The organism is Methylomonas sp. Uni0011 (assembly GCF_056850255.1).
Window position 1 is genome coordinate 36,662 of record NZ_JBVVNO010000013.1, and the last position, 17,386, is coordinate 54,047.

General features: G+C 55.9%; 20 protein-coding genes. 14 read left to right on the top strand and 6 right to left on the bottom strand.

Annotated elements, in window-relative coordinates; genetic code table 11:
* From AC0IM9_RS14390 to AC0IM9_RS14435, 10 genes are all read left to right on the top strand, one after another.
* A partial coding sequence (locus tag AC0IM9_RS14390) for a tetratricopeptide repeat protein (RefSeq protein WP_482804479.1) occupies positions 1-635 on the top strand: 635 nt, incomplete at its 5' end.
* Positions 636-1,289: 654 nt separating this feature from the next.
* Positions 1,290-2,165 (top strand): nitrogenase iron protein, encoded by an 876-nt coding sequence (gene nifH / locus AC0IM9_RS14395; protein ID WP_445371386.1) that lies wholly within the window; start codon positions 1,290-1,292, stop codon positions 2,163-2,165.
* A gap of 100 nt (positions 2,166-2,265) precedes the next feature.
* On the top strand, positions 2,266-3,747 hold the full coding sequence (nifD, locus tag AC0IM9_RS14400) for a nitrogenase molybdenum-iron protein alpha chain (protein ID WP_140911810.1): 1,482 nt from the start codon (positions 2,266-2,268) through the stop codon (positions 3,745-3,747).
* Between the two features lie 130 nt (positions 3,748-3,877).
* Entirely contained in the window at positions 3,878-5,449 is a 1,572-nt protein-coding gene (gene nifK, locus AC0IM9_RS14405) for a nitrogenase molybdenum-iron protein subunit beta (protein WP_140911809.1), read from the top strand.
* A 96-nt stretch (positions 5,450-5,545) separates the two neighbouring features.
* A complete protein-coding gene (nifT, locus tag AC0IM9_RS14410; RefSeq protein WP_140911808.1) occupies positions 5,546-5,767 on the top strand; it encodes a putative nitrogen fixation protein NifT in 222 nt (73 codons plus the stop codon).
* A gap of 4 nt (positions 5,768-5,771) precedes the next feature.
* Positions 5,772-5,972, top strand: coding sequence for a 4Fe-4S binding protein (locus tag AC0IM9_RS14415; RefSeq protein WP_140911807.1), 201 nt, complete (start codon positions 5,772-5,774; stop codon positions 5,970-5,972).
* A 4-nt stretch (positions 5,973-5,976) separates the two neighbouring features.
* The gene (gene nifX, locus AC0IM9_RS14420; RefSeq protein ID WP_482804480.1) at positions 5,977-6,669 is read left to right on the top strand and encodes a nitrogen fixation protein NifX; all 693 of its coding nucleotides are present in this window, start codon (positions 5,977-5,979) and stop codon (positions 6,667-6,669) included.
* A 2-nt stretch (positions 6,670-6,671) separates the two neighbouring features.
* Positions 6,672-6,938: a DUF6129 family protein gene (locus tag AC0IM9_RS14425; protein ID WP_140911805.1), complete on the top strand. Its 267-nt coding sequence runs from the start codon at positions 6,672-6,674 to the stop codon at positions 6,936-6,938.
* A gap of 9 nt (positions 6,939-6,947) precedes the next feature.
* Positions 6,948-7,712: a 4Fe4S-binding leucine-rich repeat protein gene (locus tag AC0IM9_RS14430; protein ID WP_482804481.1), complete on the top strand. Its 765-nt coding sequence runs from the start codon at positions 6,948-6,950 to the stop codon at positions 7,710-7,712.
* Complete coding sequence (locus AC0IM9_RS14435; RefSeq protein ID WP_140911803.1) at positions 7,705-8,667, top strand: hypothetical protein; 963 nt, start codon at positions 7,705-7,707, stop codon at positions 8,665-8,667. The genes AC0IM9_RS14430 and AC0IM9_RS14435 overlap by 8 nt, the downstream gene beginning before the upstream one ends.
* Before the next feature lie 315 nt (positions 8,668-8,982).
* Here AC0IM9_RS14435 and AC0IM9_RS14440 read toward each other — a convergent pair whose 3' ends face one another.
* Positions 8,983-9,924: a DUF1152 domain-containing protein gene (locus AC0IM9_RS14440; protein ID WP_140911802.1), complete on the bottom strand. Its 942-nt coding sequence runs from the start codon at positions 9,922-9,924 to the stop codon at positions 8,983-8,985.
* 990 nt (positions 9,925-10,914) lie between these two features.
* Between AC0IM9_RS14440 and AC0IM9_RS14445 the strand changes: the two genes are divergently transcribed.
* On the top strand, positions 10,915-11,562 hold the full coding sequence (locus AC0IM9_RS14445; protein ID WP_482804482.1) for a DUF2959 domain-containing protein: 648 nt from the start codon (positions 10,915-10,917) through the stop codon (positions 11,560-11,562).
* Between the two features lie 53 nt (positions 11,563-11,615).
* On the opposite strand, the gene AC0IM9_RS14450 is transcribed toward AC0IM9_RS14445, so the two are convergent.
* The 4 genes from AC0IM9_RS14450 to AC0IM9_RS14465 all read right to left on the bottom strand — a co-directional run bounded on the left by AC0IM9_RS14450 (position 11,616) and on the right by AC0IM9_RS14465 (position 14,470).
* The gene (locus AC0IM9_RS14450; protein WP_445371390.1) at positions 11,616-11,777 is read right to left on the bottom strand and encodes a hypothetical protein; all 162 of its coding nucleotides are present in this window, start codon (positions 11,775-11,777) and stop codon (positions 11,616-11,618) included.
* A 155-nt stretch (positions 11,778-11,932) separates the two neighbouring features.
* Positions 11,933-12,274, bottom strand: a complete 342-nt coding sequence (locus AC0IM9_RS14455; RefSeq protein WP_140911800.1) for a hypothetical protein — start codon at positions 12,272-12,274, stop codon at positions 11,933-11,935.
* A gap of 193 nt (positions 12,275-12,467) precedes the next feature.
* Positions 12,468-13,118: a response regulator gene (locus tag AC0IM9_RS14460; protein WP_482804483.1), complete on the bottom strand. Its 651-nt coding sequence runs from the start codon at positions 13,116-13,118 to the stop codon at positions 12,468-12,470.
* Entirely contained in the window at positions 13,115-14,470 is a 1,356-nt protein-coding gene (locus tag AC0IM9_RS14465) for a histidine kinase (RefSeq protein ID WP_482804484.1), read from the bottom strand. Before AC0IM9_RS14465 ends, AC0IM9_RS14460 begins: the two co-directional genes overlap by 4 nt.
* Before the next feature lie 191 nt (positions 14,471-14,661).
* Between AC0IM9_RS14465 and AC0IM9_RS14470 the strand changes: the two genes are divergently transcribed.
* From AC0IM9_RS14470 to AC0IM9_RS14480, 3 genes are all read left to right on the top strand, one after another.
* Positions 14,662-15,111 (top strand): cupin domain-containing protein, encoded by a 450-nt coding sequence (locus AC0IM9_RS14470; RefSeq protein ID WP_482804485.1) that lies wholly within the window; start codon positions 14,662-14,664, stop codon positions 15,109-15,111.
* 13 nt (positions 15,112-15,124) lie between these two features.
* Positions 15,125-15,616: a DUF2380 domain-containing protein gene (locus tag AC0IM9_RS14475; protein WP_482804486.1), complete on the top strand. Its 492-nt coding sequence runs from the start codon at positions 15,125-15,127 to the stop codon at positions 15,614-15,616.
* A gap of 170 nt (positions 15,617-15,786) precedes the next feature.
* Positions 15,787-16,461, top strand: coding sequence for a transaldolase family protein (locus AC0IM9_RS14480; protein ID WP_482804487.1), 675 nt, complete (start codon positions 15,787-15,789; stop codon positions 16,459-16,461).
* Positions 16,462-16,473: 12 nt separating this feature from the next.
* Here AC0IM9_RS14480 and AC0IM9_RS14485 read toward each other — a convergent pair whose 3' ends face one another.
* Positions 16,474-17,376 (bottom strand): cation diffusion facilitator family transporter, encoded by a 903-nt coding sequence (locus tag AC0IM9_RS14485; protein WP_482804488.1) that lies wholly within the window; start codon positions 17,374-17,376, stop codon positions 16,474-16,476.
* Positions 17,377-17,386 lie beyond the last annotated feature (10 nt).

Consider the following 17,386-nt stretch of genomic DNA (forward strand, 5'->3'; position numbering starts at 1 on the left):
CGGCCGCCGACGCGTGCCGCCAGGCCATCGACTACGGGGAGCGGGCCGACTCGGCGGCAGGCTGGGTTGAAGCCGCCAGGGCCGCCTACAATCTCGGCTTGCTACACGAGGAGCAGCAGCGCCCGGAACCGGCCGCCGACGCGTACCGCCAGGCCATCGACTACGGCGAGCGGGCCGACTCGGCGGAAGGCTGGGTTATTGCCGCCGATGCTGCTTCAAACTGCGCAGTTGTGCTCTATCAACAGCAGAGTCTGGAGCAGTCGGAAGGCTACTGCCTAAAAGCTATACACTACGGAAAACAGGGCCAGTCAGCAGAAGGCTGGGCTGCAGCTTCCAACGCAGCTCGTAACCTCGGTTTTCTTTATAAAGAACTTCAGTGCACGGATCTGGCTGAAGCCCGTTTTATGGAGGCCTTGGAATACGCGCAACAGTCTAATACTGTCGAAGGCTGGATTGCGGCAGCAGATTCAGCTTTATACCTCGGTGATCTTTACGCTAACCAGCAGCGGCGTGAGCAGGCGGAAGCATTTTACCGGGCGGCCATCGGCTATGCAGAGCGGGCCGGTTCCGTTAAAGGTAAGGAAGTAGCCGACATAGTCAATATTGCTCTCAACAAGTTGTATGAGCAAGACTAGAGTCCCAATCGCTATAACTGTTTTAGGCCGAATGCTTATATTCGAAACACGCCTAGCGGCTATCGGTTTTGATCGATTTTAGCCAAGGACAAAGGTACACACTATGCTTAATTGCTTTAATCTACCGGTTCATAAGGCTGTATGGACATTGATGAATTAAAGCGGCGCTCAACGGAAACGCTTGGTACTGGCGAAGTGCTGAACATCATTTACCACGGCGGCAGCGAACCTGGAACCGCACGGCAACTGCTTATTTTGTTGAACTTTAAAACTTGGAACTCATACCTTGCCGCCAACCTACATGGAAACCGGCATAAAAACTGTGGGTAGGCAATACCGCAGCAAATCTAAAGCGTGAGAATCCTAACAAACTCAAAAGTCACGGTCCGCGACGCCTAACGGTTTAGATTCTCTCAACAACCATCGACCAACCAATCAAACATCCCGCCTGACCTCTCCCGCCAAAAACCCCGCTTTTTATGTTGGTTAAATAACAAGACCCTACAAACAATGTTGCCAACCCCACCATGCCAAACCGGAAAATCCGAATTTTTTATCATTTAAAATCAACAAGATAAAAACAAATACCACATTGGCACGGCCATTGCTCTTATCAGGTTGTTATTAACAACACCCACTCAAGAGGAGAAGACCATGGCGAAACTACGTCAATGTGCTATTTACGGTAAAGGTGGTATCGGTAAATCCACCACTACCCAAAACCTGGTTGCCGCTCTGGCGGAAGCCGGTAAAAAAGTGATGATCGTCGGCTGCGACCCTAAAGCCGATTCTACTCGCTTGATCCTGCACTCAAAAGCTCAAACCACCATCATGCACTTGGCTGCTGAAGCTGGTAGCGTCGAGGACTTGGAACTGGAAGACGTGTTGAAAGTCGGCTACGGCGACGTTAAATGCGTTGAATCAGGCGGTCCAGAGCCAGGAGTTGGCTGCGCCGGCCGTGGTGTTATCACCGCGATCAACTTCCTGGAAGAGGAAGGCGCTTACGACGACGAACTCGACTTCGTGTTCTACGACGTATTGGGTGACGTTGTTTGCGGCGGTTTCGCGATGCCTATCCGCGAAAACAAAGCGCAAGAAATTTACATCGTTTGCTCTGGCGAGATGATGGCCATGTACGCGGCCAACAACATCGCCAAAGGTATCGTCAAATACGCCAACTCAGGCGGCGTCCGTTTGGCCGGTTTGATCTGCAACTCACGTCAAACAGCTCGTGAAGACGAACTGATCGAAGAGTTGGCAAGACAAATGGGCACTCAAATGATCCACTTCGTACCACGTGACAACGTTGTACAACGTGCCGAAATCCGTCGTATGACGGTTATCGAGTACGAACCAACCGCCAAACAAGCAGACGAATACCGCGCTTTGGCTCAAAAAGTTCTGAACAACAAAAACCTGGTGATCCCTACTCCGATCAGCATGGACGAACTGGAAGAATTGTTGATGAACTTCGGCCTGATGGAAGAAGAAGACGAAACTTTGGTCGGCAAAACCGCTGCTGAAGAATAAGTCTAGCGAGAAACCGGCGGGCGGATGAGCGCCCGCCACCCTATCTGTTCCCAAAAACTGTCTGTTGGGGGATTACCCACGACATTAGGAGGAAAACATCATGGCTGCCATGACAAGAGAAGAGACTGAAGCGCTGATCGCAGAAGTGCTGGAAGTCTATCCTGAGAAAGCCAAGAAAGACCGCGCCAAGCACTTGGCGGTAAACGATCAAAGCTTGGAAAAATCCAATAAATGCATTACTTCAAACCGTAAATCCTTGCCAGGCGTGATGACCATCCGTGGTTGCGCGTATGCCGGTTCCAAGGGTGTGGTTTGGGGTCCGATCAAGGACATGATCCACATTTCCCACGGTCCTGTCGGCTGCGGCCAATATTCCCGCGCCGGCCGCCGTAACTATTACGTCGGTACCACCGGTGTCAACACCTTCGGTACGATGAACTTCACTTCGGATTTCCAAGAGAAAGACATCGTCTTCGGCGGCGACAAAAAACTGGCCAAATGTATCGACGAGATCGAAGCTTTATTCCCATTGCACAAAGGTATTTCCGTGCAATCCGAGTGCCCGATCGGTCTGATCGGCGACGACATCGAAGCCGTTTCCAAAAACAAAGCCAAAGACATCGGTAAAACCGTGGTGCCGGTGCGTTGCGAAGGTTTCCGCGGCGTATCCCAATCTCTGGGCCACCATATCGCCAACGACGCGATTCGTGACTGGGTATTGGACAAACGCGACGGCGACGATAGCTTCCCAACCACTCCGTACGACGTCGCGGTAATCGGCGACTACAACATCGGTGGTGACGCTTGGGCTTCACGGACTTTGTTGGAAGAAATGGGTCTGCGCGTCGTTGCGCAATGGTCCGGCGACGGTACCATCGCCGAGATCGAAAAAACCCCAAAAGTGAAACTGAACCTGATTCACTGCTACCGTTCGATGAACTACATCGCCCGGCACATGGAAGAAAAGTACAGCATTCCCTGGATCGAGTACAACTTCTTCGGCCCGACCAAAATCGCCGAGAGCTTGCGCAAAATCGCCGCTCACTTCGATGACACCATCAAAGAAGGCGCAGAACGCGTGATCGCTCGTTACCAAGCCGAGTACGAAGCGGTTATCGCCAAGTACAAACCACGCCTGCAAGGCAAAAAAGTCATGTTGTACATCGGCGGCTTGCGTCCACGCCACGTCATCGGTGCATACGAAGACTTGGGTATGGAAGTGGTCGGTACCGGTTACGAATTCGGTCACAACGATGACTACGACCGTACCATCAAGGAAATGGGCAATGCCACCTTGTTGTACGACGACGTCACCGGCTACGAATTCGAAGAATTCGTGAAAAAGGTCAAACCCGACTTGGTCGGTTCCGGTATCAAGGAAAAATACATTTTCCAAAAAATGGGCATCCCATTCCGGCAAATGCACTCCTGGGATTATTCAGGCCCATACCACGGCTACGACGGCTTCGCCATCTTCGCCCGCGATATGGACATGACCCTGAACAACCCTTGCTGGAAACAAATCCAGGTGCCCTGGAAAAAAGCCGAATCCGAAAGCGAAGCGGTAAAAGCGGTTGCTTAATCGGCAGGGTGGACGCGGTATCGCGTTCACCTTCCCAGATCGATGGGTGGACGTCGAAACGGCGATCACCCTCCAGACCCAATCCATTCAACGCCGGACCACAGATTAGTGGCGCGTTTAGGAGATTATCATGAGCCAACAAGTCGACAATATCCAACCGAGTTATCCTTTATTCCGTACCGACGAATACAAGGAAAATCTTGCCAACAAGCGCGCGATGTACGAAGAACGTCATCCGCAAGATCAAATCGACGAAGTATTCCAATGGACCACCACCCAGGAATACCAAGAACTGAACTTCAGCCGCGAAGCGATCACGATCAACCCGGCTAAAGCCTGCCAACCTCTGGGCGCGGTACTGTGCGCACTGGGCTTCGAAAAAACCATGCCGTACGTGCACGGTTCGCAAGGTTGCGTTGCCTACTTCCGGACTTACTTCAACCGTCACTTCAAAGAGCCGGTATCTTGCGTCTCCGACTCCATGACCGAAGATGCGGCGGTATTCGGCGGTCAGAAAAACATGTTCGCCGGCCTGGAAAACGCCAAAGCCTTGTACAAACCGGACATCATCGCGGTATCGACCACCTGTATGGCTGAAGTTATCGGCGACGACTTGAACGCGTTTATCAACAACGCCAAAAAAGAAGGCCACGTCGACCAAGACTTCCCGGTACCGTTTGCTCACACCCCAAGCTTCGTGGGTAGCCACACCACCGGCTGGGACAACATGTTCGAAGGCATGGCGCGTTACTTCACGCTGAAAAGCATGGAAGGCAAAGAGCCAGGCAAAAACGGTAAAATCAATTTTGTACCCGGTTTCGAAACCTATTTGGGCAACTACCGCATCATCCACCGGATGATGAAAGAAATGGGCGTGGGCTATACCCTGCTCAGCGATCCGACCGAAGTATTGGATACTCCGGCCGACGGTACTTTCCGGATGTATTCCGGCGGCACCACCATGGACGAAATCAAGGATGCGCCGAACGCGATTACCACCGTGCTGCTGCAACCCTGGCAATTGGAAAAAACCAAAAAGTTCGCCGAAACCACTTGGAATCACGACGTACCGAAACTGAACATTCCGATGGGCTTGGAATGGACCGACGCATTCCTGATGAAAATCTCCGAACTGAGCGGCAAAGCCATTCCGGAATCGTTGGAAAAAGAGCGCGGTCGTTACGTGGACATGATCACCGACTCGCACGCCTGGCTGCACGGCAAAAAATTCGCGCTGTACGGCGACGCCGACTTTGCCTTGGGCATGACCAAAATGCTGCTGGAATTCGGTGCCGAAGTCAGCGACGTGCTGGTTAACCACGCCAACAAACGTTGGAAAAAAGCCTGCGAAGCTATCCTGGCCGAATCTCCTTACGGCCAAAATGCCACGGTACATATCGGTCGCGACTTGTGGCACTTCCGTTCCTTGATGTTCACCAACAAACCGGACTTCATGATTGGCAACAGCTACGGCAAATTCATCCAACGCGACACCTTCTACAAAGGTGAAGAGTTCGAAGTGCCGCTGATCCGCATCGGTTTCCCGATCTTCGACCGCCACCACTTGCACCGCATGACCACCCTGGGTTACGAAGGCGGCATGTATGTGCTGACCACCCTGGTCAATGCGGTTCTGGAGCAGTTGGACAAAGAAACCAAAGGCATGGGCACTACCGACTACAACTACGACTTGATCCGCTAAGATCGCAGCGCGTAGGGTGGGCGCCGCCAGGCGCCCACCGCCATTCCTGCCAGGCGGGCAATTGCCCGCCTCACGCTATCCAAAAGGAGAATCCCCATGCCCAGCGTCATGCTTAGAAAGCGCGAAGACGGTAAGCTGTTGTTCTACATTGCCAAAAAAGACTTGGAAGAAACCATAGAATCCCTCGAGTTCGATACCGCCGACAAATGGGGCGGCGAAGTTATGCTCGGCGACGGCTCGAAATACTACTTCGAACCGCTGTCCCCGGCACCGAAAATCCCGACCACGTTACAAGCGAAACGTTTAGCGGAGGAATAAAGCCATGTCCCTTTACATCGTAGCCGAAGAGTGTATTTCCTGTGGCGATTGCCTGCCGGTGTGCCCGACCGATTCGATCAAGGAAGGCGCCATCGTCTTTGAAATCAACAAAAAAACCTGTACCGAGTGCAACGGCGATTACGACGAACCGCAATGCGTCAAAGTCTGCCCGATCGACAATTGCATTCTGCCGCTAGCGGCGTAGAGCGATGGACCGGTCGAGCTTAAGCCGGGAACTGGCTCTCAGGATCGGGTTGGCCGCACGCGCCCTGCCCGATACCTCGCCGAAATTGTTCGTCTCGGTGTTGCGCGCCTGCGCCGGCCCCGTGCTTGACGAAACGAAGCTCGCCCAACTCGGCGAAGCGCAATTGCATCAAGCGCTCGGCAATTTCGGCGTAAAAACCGATGCCGATTCGGTGCGCACCGCACTGACGCTCCTGCAAAGCCCGACAGCGCACGCCAGTCCGGCGCCGCAACCGCGCTTGGCCGACCTGCCCGGCTCCATCCTGGTAGCCGTGGGCAGCGACGATCCGCAACAAGTCGTGGGCCATTTCGGCTCTTGCCGCCAATTCCTGGTGTATCAGGTTTCGGCTAGCGAAGCGCGTTTGATCGATATCCGCAGCGTCGATAGCGACGCCCAACGCCGCCACGACGACAAAAACGCCTACCGCGCGCAATTGATCGCCGATTGCCGCGTGCTGTATGTGGCCTCGATCGGCGGGCCGGCCGCCGCCAAAATCATCAAGTACGGCCTGCACCCGATTAAAACCGAGCAAGGCGAAGCGATCAACCAAGTCATCCACCAACTGCAAAGCGTGCTGAGCCAAACCCCGCCGCCATGGCTGGCCAAATCGATGGGGATTGCCCCGGCACCACGCATTTGTTTCGAACAGGAATCTTAAAGATGATCAGTCCAGACCAACTGCAAACCATTGCCGACCGCATCAACGGCACCACGCTGAGCGAAAGCGTAGTCACCGAATTGCGCGGCGAATTTCCGGGCATCCACTTCACCTATTGCATGGAAGACGACATTCCCAACCACGAACCGTTGCTGGAAGGCAGCGGCTTCAATCTGTATCTGGTCGACGGCCGCGAACATTGCCTGTGCCTGACCCGTAACTACGAACACGCGTCAGGCATCGTCATCGCCGAAGTCATTCCCGAATAGGGTGGCGGCATGAGCGACGCGGACCGTCCCGTCAGCCTACCGATCGCCGATTGCAGCATTTGCCCGTTCCGCGGCAAAACCTTGCTGATGGGCCGCTGCATGCCCGGCGACACCTGCGTTGCCGCCCAAAGCGGCCGCCAAATCGACCGTTTCTTCCGAGTCAACCCGGTGTACGCAGTCAATTTTCTGCGCGATAAATTCTGGGAGCGCCGCGCCATCGCCGTGCGTTACTCGCCGCTGAAAGCCTTGTTGCCGCTGATCGCAGACGAGGACGAGGTGGTACGCCGCGCCGTCGCCTTCCGCCTGCCCGCGCAACAATTGGCGGCGCTGATCGACGACCCGGATCGCGAAGTGCGGATGACCGTGGCCGATCGGATCGACGCCGACAATCTGGAACGGCTGGCGGACGATCCGGATTACATCGTCCGCCTCACCGTCGCCAAGCGCCTGCCGCCGGGTCGGCTGTTCCGCTTCATCAAGGACGAGGATTTGCAAGTGCGCAAGCGGGTCGCGGAACGCCTGCCGGAAGTCAGCCTGGGCCTGATGGCCAACGACCCGGCGCCCGACGTGCGCCGCATCGTCGCCGAACGCATGCCGGCCGACGATGCGGCGCTGCTGCTGCACGATAGCGACTGGGTAGTGCGTTATACCGCGGCGCTGAAGGCCGATCCGGCCGAACTGGTCGCGCTGGCGGACGACCCGGAACCGGACGTGCGCGAACTGGTGCGGCAACGTTTACAATCAACCTCTACTCCAGAAGCCGATCATGACTGAAGCCAAACTCAATCTTGCCGGACAAGACATCACCGACTGCTGTAAAAAAGTCATTCCGGGGCAAACCGACGACCTGCTGCTCAGCAAATTGCAGGCACTGGTGCCGGATTACCCGATTCATCTGGCCCTGACCGGCGACGAGTGGTACAAGCTGGGCGGCGTGGTCGACATGAACGGCTCCCGCATCGCCAACGACATCATCGAGTGGGCCGAACGCACCTACCTGGAGTGCGGCCAGAATCTGCAAACCCTGATCGACCACGCTCTCGAGTTGCAGTTAATCGCCACCCGCCAGACCGGCAAGACCCTGTATTTCGTCGTGCAAACCGGCGACAAGGCCGAAGACTTTACCTTGATCGAAATCGACAAAACCCACGAAGTCTCGGACCGGATGCTGATCGACGAAACCAATCCGCCGGCCGACCTGGAAGAGCTGATCGACCCGATCCAGCCGTTCTGCATCGAAAGCTACGGTTTCGGCCACTCCCGCTACACCTACCGGCGTAAGACCGACGTCAGGCTGTTCATGGAAGTGATCAACGAACGCCACCCCGGCGAGCATCCGGCGCAACGCTTCATGGACGACTGGAACCGCAGCAGCGCCGGCCAGAAACACCGGATGAGCGAGGACTGGATCATCCGCCCCTACCGCCACACCGGCCGCTTCGGCGAACAAATCGTCAACGTCGAAATCGTCAACACCCACAAAAATCACCTGCCGCACCTGGAAGACTTCGCCGGCAAGAAAGGCAGCTCGCTGAGCAACGTGCTGAGTCGCTTCGACCGCCAGGCCGGCTATCCTTTTGCCTGGTTTTTCTACATGCTGAAAGGCAAGCTGGTATCCACCCACAGCGCCGAATCGGTGTACAAGGACATTTCCGGGGACTTCGCCTACTTGCCCGAGCGGGACGAGGCGGTGCTGAGGGACTGGATTTCTACGCCGTATAACGTTTGATGTTTATGTGTCGCTAACGCGACGGTTGTTTTAATGTCGGTTCGCGGACCGACAACCGCGATACTTTTCTTTGCTTGTCCAAAGAAAAGTATCCAAAAGAAAAGACACCCGGACGCCGCTTATTCCCTGCGCTCCTCGCTTTTGAACGGGGTCGCCGAAAGGGGCTTCCTGCCCCTTCGGCAACGCGCCGCATCCCTGCGGCGCCCCTAACGGGCTGATCCGTTCAAAAGCTCCGGTGCTCGGCGCGGCATACGGGAGGGAAACCCTCGCGGTATCAACGTACAACCCCGCAATCTGATTCAAAGCTACGAGTTTTTATAATGGAATACGTTTACGAACCCTTATCCTACTTCCTATCCTGAAAGAGCGGATCAATTTAGCAACTTCTTCCATTTCAGTGCTGTTCTCAATTTTTGCAGCAAACTCCATTCGTCTTATCACAGCAGGTAACGAAAAAGTCCAATACAAACTCATTAATGGATTTATAAACAACTCGCTGCCACTGGTCCTACTGGTCACTTGATGGTCTCCAAACTCACCTTGCATTGCGCTAGCAACCGAATTTGTAACGATAGAATGTCGGACGCGCATATTTTGATTGAGGTAATCGACCAATTCTAAGAACCCCCTCCCCTCATACATATCTTTAGTTAGAGAAAAAGCACCCAAATAGCCATCATCTTTGATTAGGGTCGCAATATTCTCAAGACAGGCATGGTGGTTAACATCGTGGAAATGATCTATTCCAAAGCCGACCACGGCCATAAAACTTTGTTTTACGGCAACGCCACTGGCGGCAATCATTGAACACGCGTCTTCAACAACTGTTCCTATACCTGGTTCATCCCCAAAAATCAGGCTGTCGGTGCCGCCGTCCACCAGCACCAGCGTATCGATTTGATGGCGCTCGACAATTTCGGCGTACGCACTCCTTAACGGTAAGACACCCATTTCATTAGAAAAAGCATACATTGCTGGCTCTTCTCCCCGAGACGACAACCAATTCAAAATGTGTCTTTCTGGAAAATATGGCAAATCGGCAGCTTGTTTGGTAACAAAAAAAGCGCCAGGGCTAATTTCTTCACATTTAGAAAAACCTAGCGCTGTGAAAGAGAGATTGGCCATGGCCACTTGCTTACCAAGGCGGCGCAAATATAGGTAAATGGGGACACCGCTGACAATGTCGAATCCGCCGCCAACACCAGCGATTAAAAGGCGTTGTCCTTTTGCCAACGCATCAAAAAATGGAATTTTCACGTAATCAACCTTTGATTGAGAAAGTAGCCAGGATGAAGCGCAGCGAAATCCGGGATAACCAAAGCCATCAAAACCTCGATTTCGTTACACTCCATCGAGGTTACATTTTTATAAAAACTAAAGTGTCCTGCAAACTTCGGGATCGTTTTTCTCCAGCTCGTAGGTCCGATTAGCGTAGCGTAATCGGACGCATGTTGGCCAAATATTTGGGACGTGTGCACTCTCGCAGATGGTCCAAACGCTGTTTGGAATATCCCTCGTTCCTCCGAATACGCTTCGCTATTCGGAGCTACTCCACTAATCCCAAAAGAATCTTCAAAGCCTTTCAAGCCCGCGACGCTGTTCCTCCCGTATGCCGCGCCGAGCACCGGAGTTTTTGGATGGTATAGCCCGCAGGGGCGATGCAGGGATGCATCGCGTTGACGGAGGGGCAGGAAGCCCCTTCCGTCAACCCCATTCAAAAACTTCGGCGCGCAGGAAACAAGCGGCATCCGGGCCGCCTTTCTTTTGGATACTTTTCTTTGGCGGAGCACAAATTCGTCCGGAACGAATTTGAACAGCCGATAGGCTGGCCCGGAGGGCGAAAACCAGGGATGGTTTTCGTAACGAAAATATCGCGGTCGCCGGTCCGCGAACCGGCATTAAAACACCCGTCGCGATAGCGACACGTAATTCCCAAACCGCACCCACCCAAAATAACAACTCCAACCTTAGACGTCCCCACGCGGAAGCGCTCATCGTTATACACAAGTGCCGTCATGCCCGCAGGACGCGTGCATCCAGTGCCATGGACGGCAGCTTCAAGCGATCCTTGCAGCCTGGATTCCGGCAATCCCTGCCGGAATGACGGTTAGCGTGGGAACGAGGGTTCCCCTACAGCCATGTCGATATAACGGCTTAACTCAACGGTATGGCCCTAACGCCCCCGATTTCCGCTTGTCCGGCAACTGCTCCGCCTTATAATGGCCGGCCAGTTCAATGGGAGTTTTTATGCCGAAATTTTTACGCCTCTTTTTATGCTGCCTGCTTTTGGCGGCCACCGCCTGTTCCAAGGTCTATTACAGCGGCCTGGAAAAAATCGGCATTCCGAAGCGAGATGTGATGGTGCATCGGGTGGAAAAGGCCCGCGATACCCAGGAAGAAACCAAACAACAGTTCAAATCGGCGCTGGAGCAATTCACCTTCGTCACCAACTTCAAAGGCGGCGATCTGGAAGCGACCTATAACAAGTTGAACGGCGAATACGAAGCCAGCGTCAGCAAAGCGACTGAAGTCAATAAGCGGATAGCGGATATCGAAGACGTATCCGCGGCGTTGTTCAGTGAATGGGAAACCGAGTTAAGCCAGTACAGCAATCCGAAACTGCGCCGCGACAGCCAGCAAAAGCTGACGGCCACCAAAGCCCATTACCAGCAATTGATTACGGCGATGCGGAAAGCGGAGACCAAAATCGAACCGGTGTTGAGCGTGTTCAGAGACCAGGTGCTCTACCTCAAACATAACCTGAACGCCCAAGCCATCGCGTCGTTGAAAGGCCAGTTGGACTCGGTTAAAGCCGACGTCTCGGCGCTGGTGGTGGAAATGGAAAAGTCGATTAACGAAGCGGACGCCTTCATTAAGACCATGGAAAAACAGTGATTAAGTCCGGCCGGCCCGTTCGATGACTAACGCCACGAACGGGCAGCGCAACATCAAACCAGATGGTGGGAGAAGGACAATACGTAGTAGCCGTAGCAGACGGCGATGAAAAACAGCAGTGCGTTGAGCAATCGCTCTATCCTGCTGCAACTGTCGTGGGTTTCTTTCTTGGTTTTCCGGGCTTTCAAGCGCCCTGCCAATACTCTGTGCGACATTCCGACTCCTGGGCTATTCCGCCACGCTAAAACCGATTCGCCTAGTTCCGTATGTTAGGCATCGAAGCTGACCCTCCATGGCGCTGGCCGCCCGCGTTTGTGCCCTTTGGTTAGCTTGGCGGGCATGACGACAAACTGCCAACGTAGCAAAAGAACTAACGGCTCATCCCGTTACCCAGCCACGCACCCGCCGCCGCACCGATACCCGCGCCCAACGGATCGCCTTTGCTCATCTCGTAACCCGCCATGCTGCCCAACGCACCGCCGACCAAACCCTGGGTGGAGCGCTGGTCGTAACTGTTGTAGCGTGGCGCCGGTTGCGGGGCCGGCACATACTGGACGACGCGTTCCGGATAGTAGGCGCGTTCCACTTCGACATAGTGGTCGTGATGATGGTGTTTATGATGACCGTGTTTGTGCCCGTGGCCGTGGCCATCCGCAAATGCGGCCGAACAAGTCAATAATCCCGCGAATGCAACAGTTACCGCTCTTAACATAAAACGCTCCATATAAAATTCCATTGCCAAGGATTCTAATGCGCGTAATTGAAGTCCCGATTAGGAACAGATTAAGAATTGATGAAAATCGAACAGCCTTTACAGCGGCCCGTAACGACCGTGGCTCCCGCGTTGGCGGGAGCTCTGTTTCCCTGCCGGGACGACGCCGAGCTTGGATTAACGGCATTACCCGTTATTTACCGGCCAGCTCCGCCAAATCCAGCACCTGCCATTGAATGGCCAGACGGGTCATTTCGATGTCGCTGCCGACCCCGAGTTTACGTTTGATTAAATAATGGCAATTGCAGACCGTTTTCGGACTGATATGCAAAATCGCCGCGATGGCATCGACGCTATGGCCGGCCACCAGCAAACGCATGATTTCGAACTCGCGTACCGTCAAACTGCGCAAGGCCGGGCTGCCGTCGCCCAAATTTGCCAAAGCCATGGCCTGGGCGATATCGGCGCTCAACACATGCCGTCCGGCAGCTACCTCCCGCACCGCGCGTAGCAACTCCTCCGGCTGGCTACTTTTACTGACATACCCCAGGGCCCCGGCCCGCAAGGCCTGCTCGGCGAACAGCGGATTTTGGTGCATACTGAACACCAGAACTTTGGCGTCCGGCTGCAACTGGCGCAAGCGGGCAACCAACTCCAAGCCGCTGCTACCGGGTAAGGAAATATCGGTAATCACCAAATCCGCCGGCTGCTGCCGGTATTTCCGGTAAGCCTCGGCGGCATCCGCGGCTTCGGCAATGACTTGCAAATCGGGCTGTTTCGTCAACAAGGCCCGGTAGCCGGCACGGACCACGGCGTGGTCGTCGACCAACAGGATGGCGATCATTGCGCTTCCGGCTCCGGGGCCAGCGGCAGGCTCACCGCAACCCGCAGACCGTGCGGTTCGGCAATTGCCAGACTGAGTTCGCCATTCAAAGCCGCAACCCGCTCGCGCATGCCAAGCAAGCCCAGGCCGCCGCCGGCAACCGGCAACTCGCGCGCCACGCCGTCGTCCTCAACCTGCAACAAGGCCCGGCCTTCATCGATTTGCAACGCCAACCTCACGTTTGCCGCCGCGGCATGTTTGGCGATATTGGTCTGGCATTCCTGGGTAATTCTGAATAAAGCCAACGCCTGCTGGTCCGTTAAGCGGCGGCAGTCGCCGGCCACCTGCAAGCGGTAAGCGGTCTTGCCGGCTGCGAGCCGATTCCAATCCGCGACCGCGCTGTGCAAACTGGCCGCCAGCCCCAACTGCTCCAGCTCGGCCGGCCGCAGCCGTTGCAATAAGCCGCGCAAGCGCTGCAACATACCGCCGGCAATTTCATTGATTTGTTCGGCCTCGGCCGCCAAATCCGGCGCCCGTTCGGCAGCGCCGAACCGAATCGAGCTGGCCACCGCGTTGATACCGGTCAGACATTGGCCGAATTCGTCGTGCAGTTCGCGGGCCAAATAACGGCGCTCGTCTTCCTGGAGCTGGATCAGTTTCGCTGCCAGTTGGCGCCGCTGTTGCAGCAACTGTTGTTGGGATTCGGCTAAGGCATTGACCGCGATACCGATGCGCCGCCATTCGTCGAGTCCGAATCCGGGCAAGCGGTGCGCCAAATCGCCGGCCGACAACCTAGTCAAGCCGCGGACGATGGTTTGCGCCGGTCGCAACGCCCGGCGCACGCTCCAATACACCAAAGCGCAAACCGCGGCCAGGGTCACCGCCGACAAAGTCGCCAGATCGCGCACATTCTGCCAGGCGGCGGCGATTTCGGTTTCCGCGCTGGCGGCGAAGGTCAGCACGCCGAATTGCCCACCCTGACGGCGGATGCTGCGCGATACCGGCAGGCCAGGCTGAAACAGGCTACGGTAAGCGGTCTCGAAATCCGACGGCCAATTCCGCGCCGTCGGCTTGCCGCCGTAACACAGGCTACGCGGAGTTCCGCCGGTTTCCGGCTGGTAGGCCAGACAAGTACCGGCCTGGCCGCCGGCCTGTTTCCACAACTCGAAATCCGGAAAGCTGCCGCCGCGCCCCAGGCCGGCATCGATCAACAGCAATTGCGCTTCCAACTGCCGCACTACGCCATCCGCCACTTCCGCCGCGTTCCGCTCCGCCAGGCTATGGCTTTGATACAGGGCGTAGGTCAGCGTTGCCAGCAAGCTCAACCCGCCGGCCAGCACGATTCGAATCAACAAATGCCAATGTAATGCCATATTCCGCCGGTCCGGATAACAAAAAGTCGCTTCATTCTAAAAGCCGCACCGCCGCCGGCAAAGCCCGCCGCATACGCCGGGCAATTTGCCCGTATCCGCCGGGCAAATTTCGGCTTACAGACCAATGCGCTGTCGCTAAGCTGTGGCCGCAGTTATCCACCGCTATTTCGCCAACCCCATTGGAGAGTATTATGACCGCGTACCGATTCGACGACCGCCGCATCCGCTGGCAAACCCTGGCCGGCTTCGAACATTTGACCTATTCGATTCTGGACTTGGACCAGACCCGCGGCAGTGTCGATGTTTTGTTCAAATTTGCCGCTAACAGCCAGATCGTGCTGCACCGCCACAAAGTATTGAACAAGACCTTTGTCGTCCAGGGCGAACACCGCTTGTACCACCCCGACGGTTCGTTGAAGGAAATTCGCGCCACCGGCAGCTACACGGTCAGCCCGGCCAAGGAAGAACCGCACCGCGAAGGCGGTGGCGAAATCGATGTCATCGTGCTGTTTCAAATAGTCGGCGACGGCGGCGTGTTCTACGAAATTCTCGACGATGCCGGCCAAATAGTGGCCAGCTTGGGCATGACAGAGTTCGCGGAACTGTACCGCGCCCAATGCGCCGCAGCGGCCGCGGCCTGAACCGAGGTGCGCCATGTTGAGACCGCTCTGCTGCGCCGCATGGATATTGTTAAGCCCCTGCAGCCATAGCGCGCAACGGCTGGCGATTTTGGACTTCGAAGCCAACGACCTGACCTCGCTGCCGAACACGCCGGCAGAAGTGGCTCGCACCGGCAGCATCCGTCCCTTGCTGGAACAGGCTTTAAGCCAGGGTGGCGACATCGAAATCGTCAGGATTGCGCCGCAACGGCAAGCCGCGGCCAATGCCGGCTTCGGTTACCTGTTCCGTTACGCCGACCAGGCGGCAAAACTGGGCCGCGCGGCCGGCGCCGACTGGGTGCTGGTCGGGCAGCACAGCAAGCCCAGCTTTTTGTTTTCGTATTTGATCGGCGATTTGGTCAAGGTCAACACCGAAACGGCGGCCTATCAATTCGATATCGAGTTGAAAGGCAATCACCGCAAAGTCACCGAACGCGGCGTCGCCGCCCTGGCCGACAAAATCAAACAGGCACTCGCCAAGCATTAATGGTCCGGCCTTGTGAAGTTTTAATGTCCGTTCGCCTTGAGCCTGTCGAAAGGCTGTTGTACTTCGACAAGCTCAGCACGAACTAAATCATTTAGGACCGGATCATTAGTTGCCTTTGCCGCCGCCATTCTGAATAATCGCCGGCCTGACGTTATTTTTAGGGAAGCACTATGTACGAACTTTATCTGGACAGCGCCGATATTTCCGAAATCCGGGCGCTAGCAGCGACTCTGCCTCTGGCCGGCATTACCACCAACCCCAGCATCATGGCGACCGGCGGCTTGGGTTTGACTGCGCTGCTGCCGGCAGTTAGCGATATTTTAGGTCCGGCCTGCCGGCTGCATGTGCAGGTGCTGAGCAATACCACCGACCAAATCGTCGCCGAAGCCGAACGCCTGCATGCGCTGCCCTACGACATCGTGGTCAAGATTCCGGCCCACGCCGCCGGTTTGGCCGCGATCAAACGCCTGAAACAACTGAACATTCCGGTGCTGGCGACGGCGATTTACAACGCGCAGCAGGGCATCTTGGCGGCAATGAACGGCGCCGACTATCTGGCCCCCTATCTCAATCGGATCGACAACCTGGGCTGCGACGGCCTCGGCGTGGTTGCCGATTTGCAGCAGTTCGTCGAGCGCTACCAATTGCCGGCAAAACTGTTGGTCGCCAGCTTCAAGAACGTCCGCCAGGTTTTGGAGGTGTTAAAGCTGGGCGTGCATTCGGCCACGTTACCGACGGATATTGCCCGGCAGATGTTGCAGGTGCCGGCCACCGATGCCGCCGTCACCAAATTCGAGCAGGATTGGCAAACGGTCTTCGCCGAAAAACGGTCTTTCGAAACTTGAAACCAAAGTCGGTTAATCGGCGTTATCAATTTCGAAAAACACCCATTTCACCCGCGGCTGGCTGGCTTTGATGTTCTTCTCCAACGAGTTGCTCAGCGACACGGCCTGCGAAACGGTCAAATCCGGCAACAATTCGACCTTGATCGCCAGCATCACGTCGTTACCATGACTGACAGCCCAAACGTTGAACACCTGAACCACGACCGGTTGCTGTTTTAGAAAATCCACCACCGCATCGCGAATCTCGCGGTCGGTTTCGCCCAGCAGCAAGGCGTGTACCTCGCGGCCCACCGCCAGCGCCACCAGAATCAGCAAGCCGCCGATCAGCATGGAGCCGATCGCGTCGTAAATCGCGTCGCCGGTCAGCAACGTCAAACCCAGCATGCCGGCGGCGAGAACCAGGCCGAGCAAGGCGGCCAGGTCCTCGCCTATCACCACCATCAACTCGCTGGAATGGGTCTCGCGGAACCAGCGCCACAAACTGCGCTCGCCCCGTTCGCCGCGCATCGCCCCCAACGCACCTTTCAACGAAAGCGCCTCCATCACCACGGCAGCCGCCAGGATGCCGATCGCGATCTCCGCGTTTTCCACCGCATGGTTGTCGTGCAGACGCTCTATACCTTCGTAAATCGAAAACAGGCCGCCCACCGAGAACAAGGTAATCGCCACCATCATCGACCAGATATAGGACTCGCGACCGTAACCCATCGGATGGCGCGCGGTCGGCTCCTTCACCGCCCGCTTCATGCCGATGAACAGCAACACTTGGTTACCGCAATCGGCAAACGAATGCACCGCCTCGGCCACCAGCGAACCGGACCCGGTCCAAACCGCGGCCGCGGTCTTGGTCAGCGCAATCGCCAAATTGGCGGTGAAGGCATAAAGAATGGCTTTGCTTGAGTGGTTGTCGGACATGGCTGCTCGG